The sequence below is a fragment of the Corynebacterium tuberculostearicum genome (assembly GCF_030229345.1).
Taxonomy (GTDB): Bacteria; Actinomycetota; Actinomycetes; order Mycobacteriales; family Mycobacteriaceae; genus Corynebacterium; species Corynebacterium tuberculostearicum_G.
Genome location: NZ_JASPGP010000002.1, coordinates 146,563 through 164,613 on the forward strand (window position 1 = coordinate 146,563; position 18,051 = coordinate 164,613).

Annotated in this window: 13 protein-coding genes and 2 tRNA genes; 7 read left to right on the forward strand and 8 right to left on the reverse strand. The window is 59.2% G+C overall.

What is annotated here, in order from left to right; all coding sequences use genetic code 11:
• The first annotated feature begins 39 nt into the window (after nucleotides 1–39).
• The 3 genes from serA to QP884_RS02280 all read left to right on the forward strand — a co-directional run bounded on the left by serA (nucleotide 40) and on the right by QP884_RS02280 (nucleotide 3,746).
• A complete protein-coding gene (gene serA / locus QP884_RS02270; RefSeq protein WP_284820494.1) occupies nucleotides 40–1,626 on the forward strand; it encodes a phosphoglycerate dehydrogenase in 1,587 nt (528 codons plus the stop codon).
• A 117-nt stretch (nucleotides 1,627–1,743) separates the two neighbouring features.
• Nucleotides 1,744–2,763, forward strand: coding sequence for a 3-isopropylmalate dehydrogenase (locus QP884_RS02275; RefSeq protein ID WP_284820495.1), 1,020 nt, complete (start codon nucleotides 1,744–1,746; stop codon nucleotides 2,761–2,763).
• A gap of 173 nt (nucleotides 2,764–2,936) precedes the next feature.
• Nucleotides 2,937–3,746: a fumarylacetoacetate hydrolase family protein gene (locus QP884_RS02280; RefSeq protein ID WP_284820496.1), complete on the forward strand. Its 810-nt coding sequence runs from the start codon at nucleotides 2,937–2,939 to the stop codon at nucleotides 3,744–3,746.
• Nucleotides 3,747–3,962: 216 nt separating this feature from the next.
• Here QP884_RS02280 and QP884_RS02285 read toward each other — a convergent pair whose 3' ends face one another.
• Nucleotides 3,963–5,066, reverse strand: coding sequence for an isochorismate synthase (locus QP884_RS02285; RefSeq protein WP_284820497.1), 1,104 nt, complete (start codon nucleotides 5,064–5,066; stop codon nucleotides 3,963–3,965).
• Between the two features lie 100 nt (nucleotides 5,067–5,166).
• Between QP884_RS02285 and QP884_RS02290 the strand changes: the two genes are divergently transcribed.
• Complete coding sequence (locus tag QP884_RS02290; protein WP_284820498.1) at nucleotides 5,167–6,294, forward strand: alpha/beta hydrolase family esterase; 1,128 nt, start codon at nucleotides 5,167–5,169, stop codon at nucleotides 6,292–6,294.
• 78 nt (nucleotides 6,295–6,372) lie between these two features.
• Here QP884_RS02290 and QP884_RS02295 read toward each other — a convergent pair whose 3' ends face one another.
• The 7 genes from QP884_RS02295 to QP884_RS02325 all read right to left on the reverse strand — a co-directional run bounded on the left by QP884_RS02295 (nucleotide 6,373) and on the right by QP884_RS02325 (nucleotide 15,845).
• Nucleotides 6,373–7,821 carry a choice-of-anchor M domain-containing protein gene (locus QP884_RS02295; RefSeq protein WP_284820500.1) on the reverse strand — a complete coding sequence of 483 codons (1,449 nt, stop codon included), beginning with the start codon at nucleotides 7,819–7,821 and terminating at the stop codon, nucleotides 6,373–6,375.
• Nucleotides 7,818–8,729: an anchored repeat-type ABC transporter permease subunit gene (locus QP884_RS02300; protein ID WP_225747042.1), complete on the reverse strand. Its 912-nt coding sequence runs from the start codon at nucleotides 8,727–8,729 to the stop codon at nucleotides 7,818–7,820. The genes QP884_RS02295 and QP884_RS02300 overlap by 4 nt, the downstream gene beginning before the upstream one ends.
• Nucleotides 8,726–9,460, reverse strand: a complete 735-nt coding sequence (locus QP884_RS02305; protein WP_370658796.1) for an anchored repeat-type ABC transporter ATP-binding subunit — start codon at nucleotides 9,458–9,460, stop codon at nucleotides 8,726–8,728. Before QP884_RS02305 ends, QP884_RS02300 begins: the two co-directional genes overlap by 4 nt.
• A complete protein-coding gene (locus tag QP884_RS02310; protein WP_005327743.1) occupies nucleotides 9,447–10,325 on the reverse strand; it encodes a choice-of-anchor M domain-containing protein in 879 nt (292 codons plus the stop codon). The genes QP884_RS02305 and QP884_RS02310 overlap by 14 nt, the downstream gene beginning before the upstream one ends.
• Complete coding sequence (locus QP884_RS02315; protein ID WP_284820502.1) at nucleotides 10,318–11,829, reverse strand: anchored repeat ABC transporter, substrate-binding protein; 1,512 nt, start codon at nucleotides 11,827–11,829, stop codon at nucleotides 10,318–10,320. The genes QP884_RS02310 and QP884_RS02315 overlap by 8 nt, the downstream gene beginning before the upstream one ends.
• A complete protein-coding gene (locus QP884_RS02320) occupies nucleotides 11,829–13,376 on the reverse strand; it encodes a choice-of-anchor M domain-containing protein (RefSeq protein WP_284820503.1) in 1,548 nt (515 codons plus the stop codon). Before QP884_RS02320 ends, QP884_RS02315 begins: the two co-directional genes overlap by 1 nt.
• A gap of 90 nt (nucleotides 13,377–13,466) precedes the next feature.
• A complete protein-coding gene (locus QP884_RS02325; RefSeq protein WP_284820505.1) occupies nucleotides 13,467–15,845 on the reverse strand; it encodes a choice-of-anchor M domain-containing protein in 2,379 nt (792 codons plus the stop codon).
• 234 nt (nucleotides 15,846–16,079) lie between these two features.
• Between QP884_RS02325 and gltX the strand changes: the two genes are divergently transcribed.
• The 3 genes from gltX to QP884_RS02340 all read left to right on the forward strand — a co-directional run bounded on the left by gltX (nucleotide 16,080) and on the right by QP884_RS02340 (nucleotide 17,996).
• Complete coding sequence (gltX, locus tag QP884_RS02330) at nucleotides 16,080–17,573, forward strand: glutamate--tRNA ligase (protein WP_084771627.1); 1,494 nt, start codon at nucleotides 16,080–16,082, stop codon at nucleotides 17,571–17,573.
• Nucleotides 17,574–17,812: 239 nt separating this feature from the next.
• Nucleotides 17,813–17,884, forward strand: a tRNA-Gln gene (locus tag QP884_RS02335).
• A 39-nt stretch (nucleotides 17,885–17,923) separates the two neighbouring features.
• A tRNA-Glu gene (locus QP884_RS02340) sits at nucleotides 17,924–17,996 on the forward strand.
• The last annotated feature ends 55 nt before the right edge of the window (nucleotides 17,997–18,051 follow it).

Below are 18,051 nucleotides of genomic sequence, written 5' to 3' on the forward strand. Positions count from 1 at the left end.
AACCCGCGTGCACCGCATTTCACTTAAGCGAAGGAAAATATGTCGAAGCCGGTAGTCCTTATTGCCGATAAATTAGCCCAGTCCACGGTTACGGCCTTGGGGGATTCTGTTGAGGTCCGTTGGGTGGATGGGCCGAATCGTGCCGAGCTCCTCGCCGCGGTTCCGGAGGCAGAGGCTTTGCTGGTGCGCTCTGCCACAACCGTTGATGCAGGGGTATTGGAAGCGGCCACAAAGCTCAAGATTGTGGGCCGTGCCGGGGTGGGACTGGACAATGTCGATATTCCGACGGCCACAGACAAGGGTGTCATGGTGGTGAATGCGCCAACATCGAATATTCATTCTGCGTGTGAACAGGCAATTGCACTGCTCTTAGCGACGGCGCGCCAGATACCAGCGGCCGACCAGTCCCTGCGCGAAGGGGAGTGGAAGCGCTCTTCTTTCAAGGGCGTAGAGGTCTACGGAAAGACTATCGGCATTGTTGGCTTTGGACACATCGGCCAGCTCTTTGCCCAGCGTCTGAAGTCCTTTGAGACGACTATTATCGCGCACGATCCGTACGCCAACCCGGCTCGCGCGGCAGCGTTGGGCGTGGAATTAGTTGAGCTAGAAGAGCTGATGTCGCGTTCCGATTTCGTGACCATTCACCTGCCAAAGACTCCGGAGACAACCGGAATGTTTGATAAGGAACTTTTGGCCAAGGCGAAGCCAGGACAGATTCTCATTAACGCAGCGCGAGGCGGTTTGGTAGATGAGGCGGCTCTGGCTGAGTCTATCGAGTCGGGACATCATCGAGGTGCGGGCTTTGACGTTTATGCCACGGAACCGTGCACTGATTCTCCGCTCTTTAAGCTGCCGCAAGTCACCGTGTCCCCGCACCTAGGCGCCTCCACTGTAGAGGCCCAGGACCGTGCGGGAACCGATGTGGCGGAGTCTGTCTTGAAGGCGCTTAAAGGAGAGTTCGTGCCGGATGCGGTCAACGTCTCGGGCGGGCCAGTGAGAGAAGAGGTTGCTGGTTGGTTGGACCTCGCCCGCAAGCTAGGACTTACTGCTGGCCGCCTTTTGGGTCAGGCCCCCGTGGCCGTCGAGGTGGAAGCCTGTGGCGAGTTGTCTGCCGAAGACGTGGAGGTGCTAGGACTTTCTGCAGTCCGGGGGCTGTTTAGCGGTGTGACTTCGGAACCGGTGACCTTTGTCAATGCAATGCAGATCGCGAATAGTCGTGGGGTAGAGGTGGAGGTATCTACTAATACGGAGTCTAAGGGGCACCGTTCTTCCCTGCAGGTAAAGGTTATCGGTGCCGATGGCGAGACGTCCTCGCTCACCGGCGCACTTATCGGCATCGATGGAACCGAAAAGTTCATTCGCATCAACGGCCGTGGCGTAGATATGCGTGCTACCGGCCGCAACCTCTTCTTCCGCTACGCGGACGCCCCTGGTGCACTGGGAACGGTAGGTACCAAGTTGGGCGCTGCGGGAATCAATATCGTGGCGGCCGCACTTACGCACGGTAAACAGGAATCTGATGCTGTGCTGATTCTGCGCGTGGAGGCCGAGGTGCCAGAGGGGCTCATTGCCGAAATTAATGCGGCCTTGGATGCTGAATGCGAACAGCTGAACATGGATGCATAAGGCTGCGGACTGCAACAGAATCTCAACCCGCGTGGTGCTAGGTAATTTCCTGCGCCGCGCGGGTTTCTTTTGCTAAGGTAATTTGATATCCACTCTGTGAGAAAGGAATCTTACATAATGAAACTAGCGGTGATTGGCGGCGACGGAATTGGACCAGAAGTGACGGCCGAGGCGCTCAAGGTGCTGCGCGCCGTACGCTCCGATATAGAAACCACCGAGTATGACCTCGGTGCGCGGCGATATCTGCACAATGGGGAGCTTCTCACGGACGCTGATTTGAAGAGCCTTCGCGAACACGATGCGATCCTGTTGGGGGCGATCGGCGCCCCAGGTGAGGTGCCGCCTGGCGTTCTGGAGCGGGGGCTGTTGCTTAAGATGCGGTTTGCGCTGGATCATCACGTGAACCTGCGCCCCTCCAGGCTCTATCCCACCGCTTCCTCGCCGCTCGCTGAACCGGGCGATATCGACTTCGTTGTGGTGCGCGAAGGTACCGAGGGTTTGTACTGCGGAAACGGCGGTACCTTGCGTGAGGGTACTGAGCACGAGGTGGCCAGCGAGGTATCGCAAAATACTCGTTTCGGCGTGGAGCGTGTGGTGCGCGATGCGTTTGCGCGGGCAGCGCAGCGCAGTAAGCATCTGACCTTGGTGCACAAAACAAATGTCTTGGTCAATGCTGGTGGGTTGTGGCAGCGCACCGTTGATGAAGTCGCCGCCGAGTTTCCCGAGGTTCGGGTGGATTACCAGCATATTGATGCTGCAACCATTTATATGGTGACCGATCCGGCGCGCTATGACGTCATTGTCACCGATAATCTTTTTGGAGACATTCTCACCGATTTGGCGGGCGCGGTAACTGGCGGTATTGGCCTTGCTGCATCCGGAAATATCGATGCCTCAGGCGCGAATCCTTCCATGTTCGAGCCGGTGCATGGTTCTGCGCCAGATATTGCGGGTAAGGGGATTGCAGACCCAACGGCGGCAATCTTGTCCGCCGCCATGCTTCTTCGTCACCTGGGCGATGAGTCTAATGCGCAGCGGATTGAGGATGCGGTGGCGCAGGATGTTGCCCGCCGCGGTGCCGAACCGGTAAAGACCGTCGAAGTGGGTGACCGAATCGCCAAGCTGCTCGTCGAATAGAAGGGGGTTTTGCGCTGGGCGCTTGCCGACGTCCCCAACCCCCGCGTCCTGGCGTAGTCCGCACTGGGGTTAGCAACGGTGATTAAAGGACAATGGGAATTTACTCAAATTAACTAATTAACACCGTACCCTTTGCACACATGTGAAGGAGGCGATTGAGTAGGATTGCCGCTATGCGTTTAGGACGAATTGCACACCCAGAAGGAATCTGTTTCGCCATTATCGGTGGGCCAAAAGACGCCCCAATGGAAGAGCTAGTAGCAAAGGAAATTGCCGGCACGCCCTTCACCCCACCGGAGCCGACCGGCCGCGAGTGGAAACTTAACGAGGTTCGCCTCTTGGCGCCGACCCTTCCCACCAAGGTGGTAGCACTTGGCCGCAACTATGCGGACCACGTTGCCGAGGTTTTCAAAAAGTCTGCCGATAGTCTTCCTCCCACCATCTTCATTAAGCCATCTACCGCGGTCATTGGCCCGGATGCTGCAATCAAGATTCCGGACTACGCCACCAACGTCGAGTTTGAGGGCGAGCTTGCCGTGGTCATTTCCAAGCCGTCGAAGAATATCAAGGCCGAGAACTGGAAAGACCATGTGCTGGGCTACACCATCTGTAACGACGTTTCCTCCCGCGACCTGCAGTTCAAAGACGGTCAATGGGCCCGCGCCAAGGGTATTGACACTTTCTGCCCGCTCGGCCCGTGGATCGAAACCGATCTGGATAGCTTGAATCTAGACGATCAGAAGATTAATGCCTACCTGACGCACGAGGGTTCTCGCGAGCAAAAGCAAGATTCCAATACGGACCAGATGATTGTGAAGATGGGGGGCATTTTGGAGGAGATCTCCGCTGCCTACACTTTGCTGCCCGGCGATGTCATCACCACCGGCTCCCCAGCTGGTACCGCTCCTATGGTCCCAGGTGACACCATCGAAATCGAGATCCCAGGCCTCGGCACCCTGCGCAATTCCATCCACCGTGCATAACCCAAGCCACTAGGAGCACCGCGCCTGCGTACCCACCTCCGAAGAAATGGGGGAACACTACCAGAGTTCTGGGCGGGTGTGATCGGGCAACCCCAATGAGACCCTTGTCGATTACGCCGCGGGACTTAACCCCGGCACCGCCCTCGGCATTGGATGTGGGGAAGGCGCGTGTGCGCACCACCAAAGCGACGTCGTGCTCGTCGCCAAGCGTGCAGCCTAGAGGCTAAGCGCCTTCAATATGGTGCGCAGCTTGGCTGTGGTTTCTTCCAGCTCGGCCTGGGCGTCGGAATCGCCTACGATGCCGCCGCCCGCCCACGCGCGCGCGGAAAGACCATCGCCGGCCACTTCTGCGCAGCGGATAGCCACCATGTACTCGCCGTCGCCGGAGCTATCGCACCAGCCCACCGCTCCGGCATAGAATCCACGGTCCGTTTCTGCAGTCTCAATGAGGGCTTGGGCGGCCTCTGCTGGAGTGCCACAGATGGCCGGTGTGGGGTGTGCTGCCAAGGCAAGTTCAAGAGCGGTCAAGTCTTTATCCTTGAGGGTTCCGGAAATTGGCGTGCCAAGGTGCCACATCTCATTGGTGCTAATAAGTTGCGGGGTATCCGGAATATCTAGCCTTTCGCACAGTGGGCTCAGCACCCGGCGCAGGTGTTCTACTACGAAGGAATGCTCATGAAGATCCTTGGCAGAGTGCAAGAGATCTTGACCTGCGATGTGATCCTCAGCCGCTGTGGCGCGGCGCGGTGACGATCCGGCCAAGGGGAAAGCAGACACCGTCGAGCCCTGACGCTTGACCAAAACCTCTGGAGAAGAACCAACCAGCATCGCGCCCGGCCGCCCAGCTGGGGAGAGATCGGCAATGAAGCCGTCGCGGTTGGCGGAAAGGTCGATAAGGCGCGCCGCCACGAGGCGCGGATCAATAGCCTCAGGGAATTCGATATCTACGGCGCGGGCCAAAACCACCTTGTCCAGTTTGGAGGTCTCGATCGTGCCTATGGCCGCCTCTACGCGGCGTAGGTGCTCTTCGGGTTCCGGATCGAATCCGACCACTCGCGAGTTTAGGCTTTTATTGCGGTAGTAGGCGTGCGGCTCCAAAGGGCCCTCTTCGTGGATGATGGCCTCCGGCACCGTTAGCGCGGCGGGTGTGTCAGAGTCGAACGGAATCGCACCGACGACCATGTCAACATCTTTGCTGCGCAGGGCAGAAATCGCCGCGTCGGTGTCATTAAAAGTGTGGCGCGCACCTTGGGTACGGACAGACCCCGTTGCTCGCGAAAGCAAAAAATCGGGGGCGGTGCTTGGTCTGTCTTCGTGCATGGGGATCTAGCTTAATGCCTAGGGCTTTTCTTACAGAATTGAGTGTGCACTGGGCGTGTAAACAGTGAATCAAGTGAAAGATGTGGTTAATTTTAACCTTGTGGCTAATGTTACTAAGTTTCTTTATGGTTCCCTATACTTGATCCTCGCTGCGGCACTGGCTAGCGCTGCGCTTGTGTGCGCTGCTCCTGCCTATGCACAGGAAGGTCCAGCGCCCGTACCTGCTCCCGCGCCGGCACCGGCCCCGGCTCCAGCACCTGCTCCCGAAAATGCAAAGCCAGTTACCCCGCAGCCTGATGGGTCCCACCTAGTTCCAGAAGGTGTTAAGGAATCCACCCCGGCACCAGTAGAAGGTGGCAGCAGCGATGACAATGCAGCGCCTGGTCCTGAGGGATCGTCTCTTCCCGAGCCAGCGCCGCGGCCGGCAATGGTAGATACCAGCATCAATCCGAACCCGCCGTTTACGCCGGGTTCCATGCAGTCCCTAGAGATGGAGCACGAGGGTAAGACCCGCAGGTACTTGTTGCGCATTCCTAACCACTATTCGCCCGAAAAGGCGGCCCCCGTTCTCTTCGGCTTTGGTGGTTGGGGAGACTCCCCGGAGAACTACTCCAGCTACGCGCGCATGCAGACCACTGAGGCCAATAACGAGGCCATCATCGTCTATCCAGAGGGATTCGAGCGCGCCTGGGAGGCGGCGCCTTATGCTAAGACGCGCGATGGGGAGGATATCCGCTTTATCAAGCGCATTCTTGATTCGGTAGACAAGGACTACCACGTTGATCGAAACCGCGTATACGCCATGGGTATGTCTAATGGAGGCGGCTTTACCTCGGTGCTTGGCTGCCACGCACAGGACACCTTTGCTGCCGTAGCTATGGTTTCGGGTGCCTTCTATAACCCGGTTGAGGTCAACTGTGCCGATGCGCCGATGAATACCCTCATCATGCACGGCGTTAACGACAAGATGATGACTTATGAGGGCGGTGACCGACACGAGGCTGGATACCTCCCTGTGCGTACGGTGCTCGGCGGCTATCTGAAGCGCAATCGCTGCGATATGACCTTCCAGTCCACCCCGGAAGCAGGCGGTTCGGAACGCTTGAGCTTTAACGGTTGCCAAAAGGATGTGCAACTGGTTAAGGTCCCGCAAGACCACACCTGGTTCTGGCAGCCAGATACGCCGAACGTGGTCTGGGACTTCCTATCGTCCAAGACCCGGGTATAGAAGCATTAGTCCTTAGCCACCGCTAAAGCCCAGAGGAGAGATCCTCTGGGCTTTGTGCTTTCTTAAGCCGGGCCTGCGCTAATCGACGCCCGGTAAGTTCGCCGTGGCATCACTGGCCTGGTGCTGGTGCGGTGTCTTCTTTTTGCGGAAGAACTGGACATAGACCAACAGCCCGATGCCGAGCGCTAAGGCGAATGCGCCCAGTCCGGCCAGAATCCCCGCCCAGAAGCTGCTTTTTGCGAGGGTAGAGGTATAGGCAGCGGCATCGGTCAGCACATTCTTGCTGTCCTTGTTCTCTGTGTCGGTTGCATCTGGAACATGCTGTGCACTGCGGGCGTCGGCGGACTTTGCTTTCGTACGGGAGGAGGATTTTGTGTCCTTCTTACTGGCGGACTTCTTCGCAGTCGAGTGGGAAGAACCGCTGGTGGAAGCGGAGCGGTGCGAGCCAGATGACGTGCTCTTGCCTGATTTTGCGGTGGAGGCAGATTCGTTGACACGGCTAGCCGAGTGGTGGGTCGTAGTTTGTGAACCAGAACTGGATTTTTGCGCAGGGGCAGTGGATCGGGTTGATGTCGGAGCGTGGGATTTTTGTGGCGCTCCAGACTTTTCAGTATTCGCCGGCTTTTTGTGCGTTGAGTGCTTGTCCTTTTCGGTATCGTCAGGTGCTCCGCCGTCAAGGAATTTTTGGCCTTCCTGCAGGGTCTTCTCCAGTTCCTTGTCCAACCCGGCAATGGATTTGTCTACATCTTTGATGTCCTTTTCCAGTTGCTTGGGGCGGCTATCCGCGCCGTTGCCAGAACCAGTGGCCGCATCCGCTTCGGAATAGTCCACGCCGCACAGGTCCTTCGCCTCAGCTTGTTTTCCTACGAGGAAGCCGGCATGGAGGTGGTGGCGGGAGCCATCGGGAAGCTCAAAGGTAAAGCTCACCGCGTAGGTTCCGGGCTTGGTAAACGCAAATGCCGGGTGGGAATGCGAATTGCCTGGGTAATCCCAGGCGGATCCATCTTCAGTGTCCATGAGCACCGTGGGTTCGCCTAGCTCCGCCTGGTAGGCCACAATGCGCCCATCTTCTGGGCCCTGTGCGATCGCCATGCTCAAGGTTGCGGTGTCATCAGTAGCGAGTAGGTCTTGGGATAGCTCCTGGGTGTTAAAGCCCAGCCAGGGAGCGGTGGGGTTTTGGGTTTGAGGCAGCACCCAGCCTTCTTCAGGAAGGGAACTATCGCCGAGCTCAGATAGTGGCTGCTTCAACTCATCGGATACCTCAATAGCAAAGGTTCCAGAGTCATGCTTGATTCCCTTGTCATCGTCTTTGACCGTGAAGCTGAGGTCGCCGGAATCGCCGCTAAGCGCCATGTCTTGGTGGCCCTTGGTAATGAGATCGAAGTCGCTGGCGGAGCAGGCCGCGGCGGACTCTTCTGCGTGGGCGGAGGCGGGGGCTAAGGCAGCTACGCCCGTCCCTGAAAGGGAGCCGAGGCCGATGAGACTGGCAGCGCCTAGGGCCACCGTGGTGCGGCAGACTGGTTTCATGAGGTAACGGATTCCTTTCGTGGGGTGTCGGGACGTGGGGCGTCGGAAAGCGAGGCACCGACGTGCTTGCGGGCGCCGAGGAGTGGATGGATGGCCCAAACGCTTAAGAAAATGACGGTGAGCGTGAGCACGATGGTGGCGCCGGCCGGAAGGTCAATGGCCCATGCCAGGTAGATGCCGAAGAAGCTGGACAGCGCGCCGATGAGGGCGGAAAGCCACATCATGGTCGCAAGATGCGTGGTAAGCAGGCGTGCCGTCGCGGCCGGGGTGATGAGAAGCGCGAGAACCAAGATATTGCCAATGGTGCTCACAGAAATGACCACGGCGGCGGTGACACACAGGTACAACATGATGTCGAGCACAACAACGGGCAGACCCATGGCGCGGGCGGTTTCCCGGTCCAGGCAGGTGGCGTTGAGCTGGGGGCCAAAAGCTACGACGACGGCGATAACCAGTGCGCACACGCTGGCCGCGACGATGATATCGCTGCGGGATACGCCGGTGAGCGAGCCGAAGAGAAAGCTGGTCAGCGAAGCACTATAGCCATCGGTGCGCGAGATGATCACCATGCCTAAGGCAAAGGCAGCGGCGAAGAAAATGCCGATGATGGAATCTGCCCGTACGTGGCGGCGCTGCGAAAAGGCGGCGATGAGCAATGCCACAACCGCACCGGCCACCGCGCCACCGACGAGCACGGAGGCTTGCAAAGCGAAGGCTATGGCCAAACCGGGAAAAACCGCGTGGGAGACGGCGTCGCCGATAAAGGCCATGCCGCGCAGCACCACGTAGCAGCCGACGACGCCGCAAACAATGGCCGCAAGCACAGAAATACCTACCGCGCGGGCGAGAAAGTCGAGGTGGGGGTTAGCCAGGTCGCGGAGGAAATCGAGAAAGGAAATTTCTATCATGCGGAGACTCCAATGGCAGAAAGCAGGGGAGAACCGGCGCGTACGCCAAAGGTTTGCGTCCACGGAGCGGTCTGGTGAAGAAGGCGCGGAGCGGAGTCATCGGCCACCACGGTGCCGTTAAAGAGGACCAAGCGGTGGCAGGAGTGCGCCGCTTCAGACAGGTTGTGGGTGGACATGAGGATGGCCTTGCCGCGCTGGGAAAGCTCTTCGAATAGCTCGAGTAGTGATTCGGTATTGGGGGCGTCGAGGCCGGTGAAGGGCTCGTCGAGCAGCAGCACGTCTGGTTGCGTGGCGAGCGCTCGGGCGATGAGGACGCGTTGGCGCTGACCACCGGAGAGCTCCTCGATGGGGCGGGTGGAAAAATCTTCCATGTTTACCAAGCGAAGAGCCTCTGCCGCCGCGGCGTGGTCCGCGGCACGTGGCCGTTTGAGCCAGCCAATGATGCCGGTGCGCCCGCTGAGTACGGTGCGGTAGACATTGATGGGAAAGCCCCATTCCACCTCGTGCCGCTGGGGCACGTAGCCTACGATTCCCCCGATCTCTCGGGTACCGGAGGAGGGGATGAGCCCTAAAATGGCACGCATAAGCGTGGTCTTGCCCGCGCCGTTGGGGCCTAAGAGCCCAATGAATTCGCCCGATCGGACCTCTAGGTTCGCACCTGTGATTACGCGCCGGTGGGATAGCGATACTTCCAGGTCGGCAACGGAAATGAGCGGTTTAGCCACGGCTATCGCCTCGCTTGGAAGAGCGCAGTACTAGGCCAAGGGCCAGCAGGAGTACGACGGCACCCACGCCGGCGAGGATAAAGACCCAAGTGGGGATGGAAGAGCCTGTGGTCTGGGCATCGTCTGGATTCCAAGTAGTGTCTTGGGCCGCCTGGACGTCAGCATCATCGCCCACGGCAAAGGTGAGCACGCCATCGGTACTGAAATCAGCGCCATCTTTGGTCTTGCCTTTGACCCTGATACCTACCTGATGGGTGCCTGGCTCTGTAAACGTCCAATTGGCATGGGTGTGGGTATTGAGGTCCACCCAGAAGTCTTCGTCGCTCTTTTGCGCGGTAGACCACAACAGCTGTGGTGCTTCAAAGCCGCCGTTTTGCAGGAAAAGGGAGAAGTCGCCAGGACCGGAGTGGCCGAGGAATTCCATGGTGACTCCGCGATCGGCGGCATCGACAAGCGAAGGCGCTTGGGTGTTCCAACCCAGCCAGGGAACCCCGACCTGCTCGGTTTGGGGAACTACCCAGACCTTTTCACCGGAATCGGCGCCTACAAAGCCAAAGTCATCGGTCTCCGGTAGGGTTTGCTGCGCCTTATCGCCCACGGCAAAGACAAGATCATCTAGGTGGCGCCAGACGGGCTTGTCGCCGGCATCATCGCGGGCCATGAGTTCGGAATCGGTGCCGTTGAGCAAAGCGCCAACGTCAACGTGGCCGGTGTCGATGACCTTGTCCTCGCCCTGTGGGGCGACCTGTTCCTCGGCGCCGACCACTTGTGCGAGGTCGCCGGCCCAGGCAGGGCTCGTAGAAAAAGCAAGGCCGGCAGTAAGGGCGCAGGCGGCGGTGCGAATAGCGGTACGGGTAGCGAATTTAAGCATTGTTTTCTCCATCAGTGGAATTGGGGTTCAGGCAACGCTGGAGTGAATCAGCGTTGAACTTCATGAGGTCGATATAGGAGCCGACGGTGCCGTCCAGCGTGTCGCCATAAATGGGGCACAGCGCCACGCCTTGTTCCGCGGCGGCCTGGGTAAGGGTGTCGGCGCTGGCCTGTTGTACGGGCTCGACAAAAACGGCAGGCAGATGCAGGTTCTCCAGCGTGCGGCGCAACGCTATGACCTCCCGCGGGGAAGGCTCGATGGCCGGGTTGGGCGTAACAAAACCCGCCACCGAAATGTCATCGCCCTGCTCGAGGTAGGCGTAGCCATGGTGCGTGGTCACTAGGTGCCGGTTTTCAGCAGGGATAGAGGCAATGGCGCGGCTTACATAGTCATCCGTGTCCCGCAGGCGCTTGGTATAGGCCGCTGCCCGCTGCCGGTAGGCGGCACCATGGGAGGGATCTGCTTGCGCCATCTCCTCCGCAATGACATCGACATAGGCGATAGCGTTGTCTACGTTGTGCCACAAGTGTGGATCCACCTCGCCATGGATGTGCTTGCCCAGCACTGCCTGCGGGAGGAGATAGGTATCCGAGCCCGGCGCGCCGAGGAAGCGGTAGGCCGGATCCGGCGGGATGGGCTGCAGCACTGACGAGGGGATAGATACCGCGGTGGTGGCGGGGTCAAAGCGCTTGTCTTGGTCGCGCAGGTCAATGCGGTGCTGCGCCAGGTTTGCCTCAATATCCAGGTGCCCGGAATCAATGGCCTGCATTCCTTTAGGTGGGTTGACGCCCACGGCCACGGTGAGGTGCTGGACTTCGGTGCCCTCGGCCTGAAACCCAAGGCGGTAGATCCCTGGCTGGGAAAAGCCCCAGGAGACGTGGGTGTGGGCGTTGGCAGGAAGGGTTACTGCGTCTTCCTTGCCATCGACGCCATCGGCCGAGTTAAAGAGGACCTCCGGGGTACCGAAGGCGGAGACCACGTAGGCCGCCACGTCGCCCGGTCCGTCGGCGGAGACCATGCGAAAGTCCACCCCGGAGGAGCGTTGCGCGGCGCCGCTGATGCGCAGTCCTAGCCAAATGGCATCCAAGGAGACATCTTCTACCAGCGGCACCAGGGTGGCACCGCGGGTGGAGGCAGCGTCGGCGACCTCCACCACGGGAGCGTCGGTGGACTCGTGCAGCGTATCGATAAGAGCTTGCGGTTCCAGCAGGTAGCCGTTGCTAAGCGCCAGGTTGGCATTGGCAATATCGCGCACCGTGCGCAGCGTTGGCTCGAAGGTATGCGGATCCTTGCCGCTGGGGATGAGGCTTTTGACCTGGGCATCTTCTCCTGCCACGTTGCGCGCTAGGTCTGCCAGGATTGGGGTGGTGGCCACCACGCTGAATCCTTCTCCGGTCCCAGCATCACGAGCGGCCGAGGACGCACAACCGGCGCTGAGCAGGCAACAGGCCAGAAGTGCCCCCACGGTAAGGCGCCGGCGATTGTGGGAACATGAACGCTCCATTAGTCCGCTGCCTTAGCTACGGCCAGCCGCGCAATGCCCAGGCCGAGGAAGAGCATGCCTAGGCCCAACACCCCGATGCCGAGGGGCACGATGGGGGTCCCAGTATTGGCTAAAGAACCGCCCGTGCCTTGTGCCTGCGCCGACTGACCGTTGCTGGATCCGGTGGGTGCGGCAGAGCCGCTAGCGCTTGCCGACGCCCCACCTGCCGCCGCGCCATTCCCACAGTCGCCGCCGTCTGGATTCACGGCAGCTCCCAGGTCGAAGTGCCCGTTATCAAACGCCTTGGCCGGTTCATCGCCGCCGACGACGAAATGGAGAGTTGCCTCACCGGCAACCTGCTTTCCCTCACCGGTTTGAGCCACTTGGCGGATGGTGACGTCATAGGTTCCCTGGGCGCCAAAGACCCAATTGGGGTGCACGTGGGTATTCGGGGCGATGGAATGGGTGCCTTCCGCCGCATCTGCGTTGCCACGGAACCATTCCTCGCCAACGACCTTGCCCAGCCCGCCCTGGGAGTAGACCATCATCGGGCCGGGGCCCTTGAAGCCCACCAGCTCCCAGGTGACATCGCCGGGGATATTTTCACGCATCGATGGGCTTTGGGTATTCGCCCCTAACCACGGAACACCGTCGACCTGGGTAGAACCAATCATCCAGGCCTTTCCTGCTGGCACTGGTCCTACTTCTTGGGGGAGATCCACGCTGGATTTATCGGAGAGGTAGAAGGTGGCACCATCGGCATCGCGCCACTCGGAGGGCGAGACCGTATCGTCCTTGATTTGCGGGGTCATGCCCGGGGTGCATTCTTCGCCTGGTGCTGCGCCGGACGTGCCCGAGCCTGCCGCGTCGCTCTTGCCTGCAGGTCGCTTTGTATTTGTATCTCCCTGGTCAGTGGTGCCATCGCCGGAGTCAGCCGCGCGATCCGCGGTGGAGGCATCGCCGCCGTCGCCTACCTCCCAGGTGTAGGTCACCGCATTGCTGGACTCGCCATTGGAATGGGCGCGCACCGTCATGGTGTAGGTGCCGGCCTCGCTAAAAGCCCAGTTGACATGCCGGTGAGCGGGATTGGGCTGGTTGATGACCTCACCGCTGGTGAGCTCCATGGAACCGGAATCGGTCACGGCATTGAGGCCACCAAAACTGCTGGTTTCAAAGACATACACAGAGCCCGGGCCGGAGACCTCAGCAAATTCCAGATCAACGCTTTCGAAGCCGCCATCGCGGGCGGGTTGAGTATCCCAACCCGGCCAGATGATGCGCTGGTCTTGGGCCTGTGGCAGGAAATAGGTGGGTTGGCCGATTTCTGGCACGCCCTCGGTGGCATCGGACCAGGCATCCTCGACGACTTTCAGCACTACGTCATCGCCCGAGCGCGGAACGGCAGACCCCGTGATGTCTTCCTTCATGGAAAGGTGCAGCGTGCCATCAGGGGCCGTGACATAGAAGGCGTCGACGTGCCCGGAATCAAAGACCTCATCGAAGGCCAGTGCCGCGCCGGGGGAGAAGAAGGCTAAAGCTGCGGCAAAGACAGCAGCAAGTACCGACATGAACCGGCGCCACTGTGGGGCGCGCCGGGAGGCAGGAGAGTGGGATTGGTGCATTGTGGTGTCCCGTCTAGTGAGTTGGGTTGGGGTGGGTTAGAACTTGAGGCCGAAGCGCCGGCGGATGAGGTCTTCGTTATCGCGGAAGAAGTTATAGAAGGCCTTGAAGACCACCACGAGGACCGCTGGGAGGACTAAGCTCCACGGGCTCAACGAGGACCCCTTTGGCTCTTCGGGCTTAGCGGCATCGTCCGGCTTCTCGGTCGGCCTCTCGCTGGGTGTCTCGCCCTCGGAGTCGTTAGGCTTGTGCGAGGAACAAGAATCTAGGGTTTTATCGCCCACGGCAAAGGTCAGAGTTTGCGGCTCGGACTTAAGTTCCTTGCCGTCCTTCCCCGTGGCCGTATAGGTGGCCTCGAAGGTATAGACACCGGGCTTGGAAAAGGCCCAGTGCGTGTGGGTGTGGGCCGGAAAGTTGGTTTCGATGGTGTAGTCCTCGGCCGCGGAGTTCGCCAAGACCGAAAAGCCCTTGCCATGGGAGGCGTCGATAAAGGCGCCCCACTCGGCCTCGTCTGGGGTGGAGGTGGGCTTCAGGTTGAGGTTGACGGCATTGTCTTTGGTCGCGGAATAATCCAAGTCCTGAGTGTTATAACCGGGCCAGATAATGTGTTGATTCTGTGTCTGCGGTAGGTGATAGAAGCGCTCACCGGGTTTTCCGAGGAAATCGAACTCCTTGCCCGCAAGCTTCTCGTTGCGCCGGGTGAGCGCATTATCGTGTACGCCGAGCACCACGTCATCAAGTTTGCGGTCGACAGACTTCTTATCCACCTGTGCCGTGTCATCGCGCAGAACGGTACTAAAGCCGCCCTCGGCAGGTTGAGCCTTGATATCCACGTGCCCACGGTCCAGTAGGTATTTCTCGCTGCACTGGTGTGTGTCGGCTTCCGCTTCATTTGCGCCTGGCTGCGGCGCTTGGGAAGGCGAGTCTTCCTTGCCGGGAGTGGTGTCCGGTTCCTCATTGGAAGTGGAGAACCGCCCCGTGGTTTCGTAGTTTTCGCCGAAGGCAAAGGACTCGGTAATCACGCTGCTTGCATGCCCGGCCTTCACGGTGGAATGAGGAAAGAGATTGACCTTTGCATAAGAGCCGGTGAAGTATTCGCCCTCGTCAAAGGCAACCTCGCCGTGCCCGTTGGTAATGGGGGTTTCAAGATCCACGGTGGGGTATTTGGAATCCTTGGCATCATAAAGACCGCCGGTGAGCAGGCCGTTGAAGTTCTTATCCTCGGTATCGACCACGATCTTGGTGCCACCCTTGCCCTGCTTGCGCATACGGATGGTATAGCCCAGCTCCTCCAGCTCGGTTTCCTGGGTAGGGGCAAGCTGGCGCGGGTGGGAGGCTTCCTGCCACGTATCAGCGGAGGAAGATGAATCTGTCTGGACGGACGCGCCAGGCTGGACATCAAGGGGACTAGAAATCCAGCGCGGGGCATCACCCTCCGGGGTAAATACGGCCTGGACCTTGGACGGATCTGGTCCCATGTACTCGTCCCACTGCGCGCGGCCATTCTTAACGGGGAGGTCGGTGAGGAAGTAGCCGTCGATAAGCAGCGTCAGGGTACCCTGCGCCTTATTTTTAGCGTCGAAGGAAATAGTGGTGAGCTTGTCATCGCCGTCTTTTTCGGGATTGCGCTTAGGTGCCATGCGCAGGCTGTAGCCGGCAGGGGCGGCGTCGCCAGTCGCGGACTGGGCAAAGCGTTCCTGCAGGCTTGGAGTCTTCTCATCCTTGGGCTTGCGGCCGCCTACTTGAATCGTTGTGGTCTGCGGTTCATTGGCGATGAGCTGGCCGTCCTTGCCGCGCGCACTGGTGCGGTAGGTCAGGCGGTAACGGCCGGGCTTGGTAAACAGCGTGGAGTTGTGGGTGTGCGTGCCGGCAACGAGATAGGCCGAATGCGGAGAATCAGGGAAGGAGCCGAGCATACGGTGCAGCTGGGTTCCGTCCTCATCATCTTTATTGGTGAAAAGCTCGACCTCGCCAGGGCCATCAACGCTTAGCAAGTCGAGGAAAGCTACGCCATCGCGGAATTTGTCAGTGGGCAGGGAGGTATCGGCGCCAAAGCCCAACCAGATGGGTGAGGTATTGCCGGACACTTGGTGCGGCGCGGTGTAGTACGTGGTGCCGGGCGCCCCAATATAGTCCTGAGTGCCATTTTCCGGCAGCGTATAGAGGTACTGATTGTGTCCGTCCATAGCGCTGTAGCCCCTGCCCACCCAGGCTACGGTGTCAGAGATCGGTGGTTCCTGGCCGCCAAATTCAGACTTCAGCACGAAGTCGTTGTTCTCCCAGAAAGACTTAGGGGAGTCAACGTGGGTATCGGTGGCAATGTGCTTGCCATCATCGGGGCCGGCGACGGCCGTGGCGGGCGTGATAAGCGCTAGCGTGCTGAGCGCGGCAAGGAAGCGGATGCGTGGGGAAGCCACTGTTGGGGAGGCCTTTCTACAGTTCTCATAAGTCCACCAGAAACTATAGAAAATGAAATTCATAAACTGTTAGTGGTAATGGAAGCGGTTTTCACTGACCTGTGTATTTCTACTGAAATCCATTTCCATCTACCCCTATTTGTGTGTAAGTACACACGGAAAGTAGCTCCGCGCGCCGGGGTGGTGTGGGGCCGCTTTGGGCTGGTGCGGACTGGGATTGCGACCTCCACTACGATGGTGGGCATGACTGAAGTACGCGTTAGATTCTGTCCGTCCCCAACCGGTACGCCGCACGTAGGCATGGTGCGCACCGCGTTGTTCAACTGGGCCTACGCCCGCCATACCGGCGGCAAGCTGGTATTCCGCATCGAAGACACCGATGCCGCCCGTGACTCCGAGGAGTCCTACCAGGCCATCATTGATTCCCTGACCTGGCTCGGCCTGGGCTGGGATGAAGGCATCAATGTTGGCGGCCCGCACGAGCCTTACCGCCAGTCCCAGCGCATGGACATCTACAAAGAGGTCCTGGATAAGCTTATCGACGGCGGATTTGTCTACCCGGCATACTCCACCGCCGAAGAGGTGGAGGAGCGTCACAAGGCTGCTGGCCGTGACCCGAAGCTGGGTTATGACAACTTTGACCGCGATCTCACCCAGGAGCAGATCGACGCTTTCGAGGCTGAAGGCCGCAAGCCGGTCTGGCGCCTGCGCATGCCGGAGCAGGATTGGACCTGGACCGACCTGGTGCGTGGCGAGATGACCTTCAAGTCTGAGACCCAGCCAGACTATGTGGTGGCTCGTTCCAATGGTGCGCCCCTCTACACCCTGGTTAACCCGGTTGATGACGCCCTGATGCGCATCACCCATGTGTTGCGTGGTGAGGACCTGCTTTCTTCTACTCCGCGTCAGCTCGCGCTTTACGACGCCCTTAAGAAGATCGGCGTAGCCGAGTTCACCCCAGAGTTTGGTCACCTGCCCTTTGTGATGGGCGAGGGCAATAAGAAACTATCTAAGCGCGACCCGCAGTCCAACCTGTTTAATCACCGCGATAACGGCATCATCCCTGAGGGCATGCTCAATTACCTGTCCCTGCTGGGCTGGTCGCTGTCCGCGGACCAGGACATCTTCAGCATGGATGACTTGGTAGAAAACTTCGACGTCCACGACGTGCTGGGTAACCCCGCACGTTTTGACCAGAAGAAGCTCGAGGCTATCAACGCTGATCACATCCGCCAGCTGGACCCGGAAGAGTTTGCCTTCCGTCTGCGCAACTACTTGACCGAGTACACGGACTTCCCGGCCGACTACGACGGCGAGAAGTTCGCCTTCGCCGCAGATCTTGTCCAAACCCGCATCAAGACTCTGTCTGATGCCTATGGCCTCATGAGCTTTTTGGTTACCCCGGATGCCGACCTAAAGCTCGATGAGAAGGCGGCGAAGAAGAACCTCAAGGAAGAGGCCATTCAGCCGCTCGAGGTGGGTATTGAGACCCTCGAGGGTGTTGCGGAGTGGAAGACCGAGAATATTGAGGCTGCACTTTCCAAGGCGCTTATCGAAGACCTCGAGCTGAAGCCCCGTAAGGCCTACGGCGCGTTGCGTGTAGCCATTTCCGGCGCCCAGGTTTCCCCACCGCTCTTTGAGTCCATGGAGCTACTGGGTAAGGAGTCCACCCTGGCCCGCCTTCGTGCGGCCCGTGAAGTGACTCCTTATGTGCCGGCGGCACAGTAGGGGGAGCGTCTCCCATAAGGCGGCGATAGATATCTAATCCCGCCCTTCGATGCGGCGAATGACAGCTGAACTACAGCGCTGTCATTCGCCGCACTTTTATTAATCACTCTACTGGCCTGAAAATGGCGTGTGCGCTGGCGATTTGGCAGTTTACGCGTTGATCATTATAGTTATTACACGTTGCAGCGAGCAAGGGAGCACAGCCGGAAGGCAGTAAGCTTCCAACGCAAGTTAGCAAATGGCCTATGGTGTAATTGGCAACACAGCGGTTTCTGGTACCGCCATTCTAGGTTCGAGTCCTGGTAGGCCAGCAGTGAAAATGCTTTAAACGGCAGGCTCACTAGTTCTAAGCCCCGTTCGTCTAGCGGCCTAGGACGCCGGCCTCTCACGCCGGTAACACGGGTTCAAATCCCGTACGGGGTACAAAGACCTCCAGCCTAAAGGCTGGAGGATTTTTCATACTCGGGGCAATTCTTTA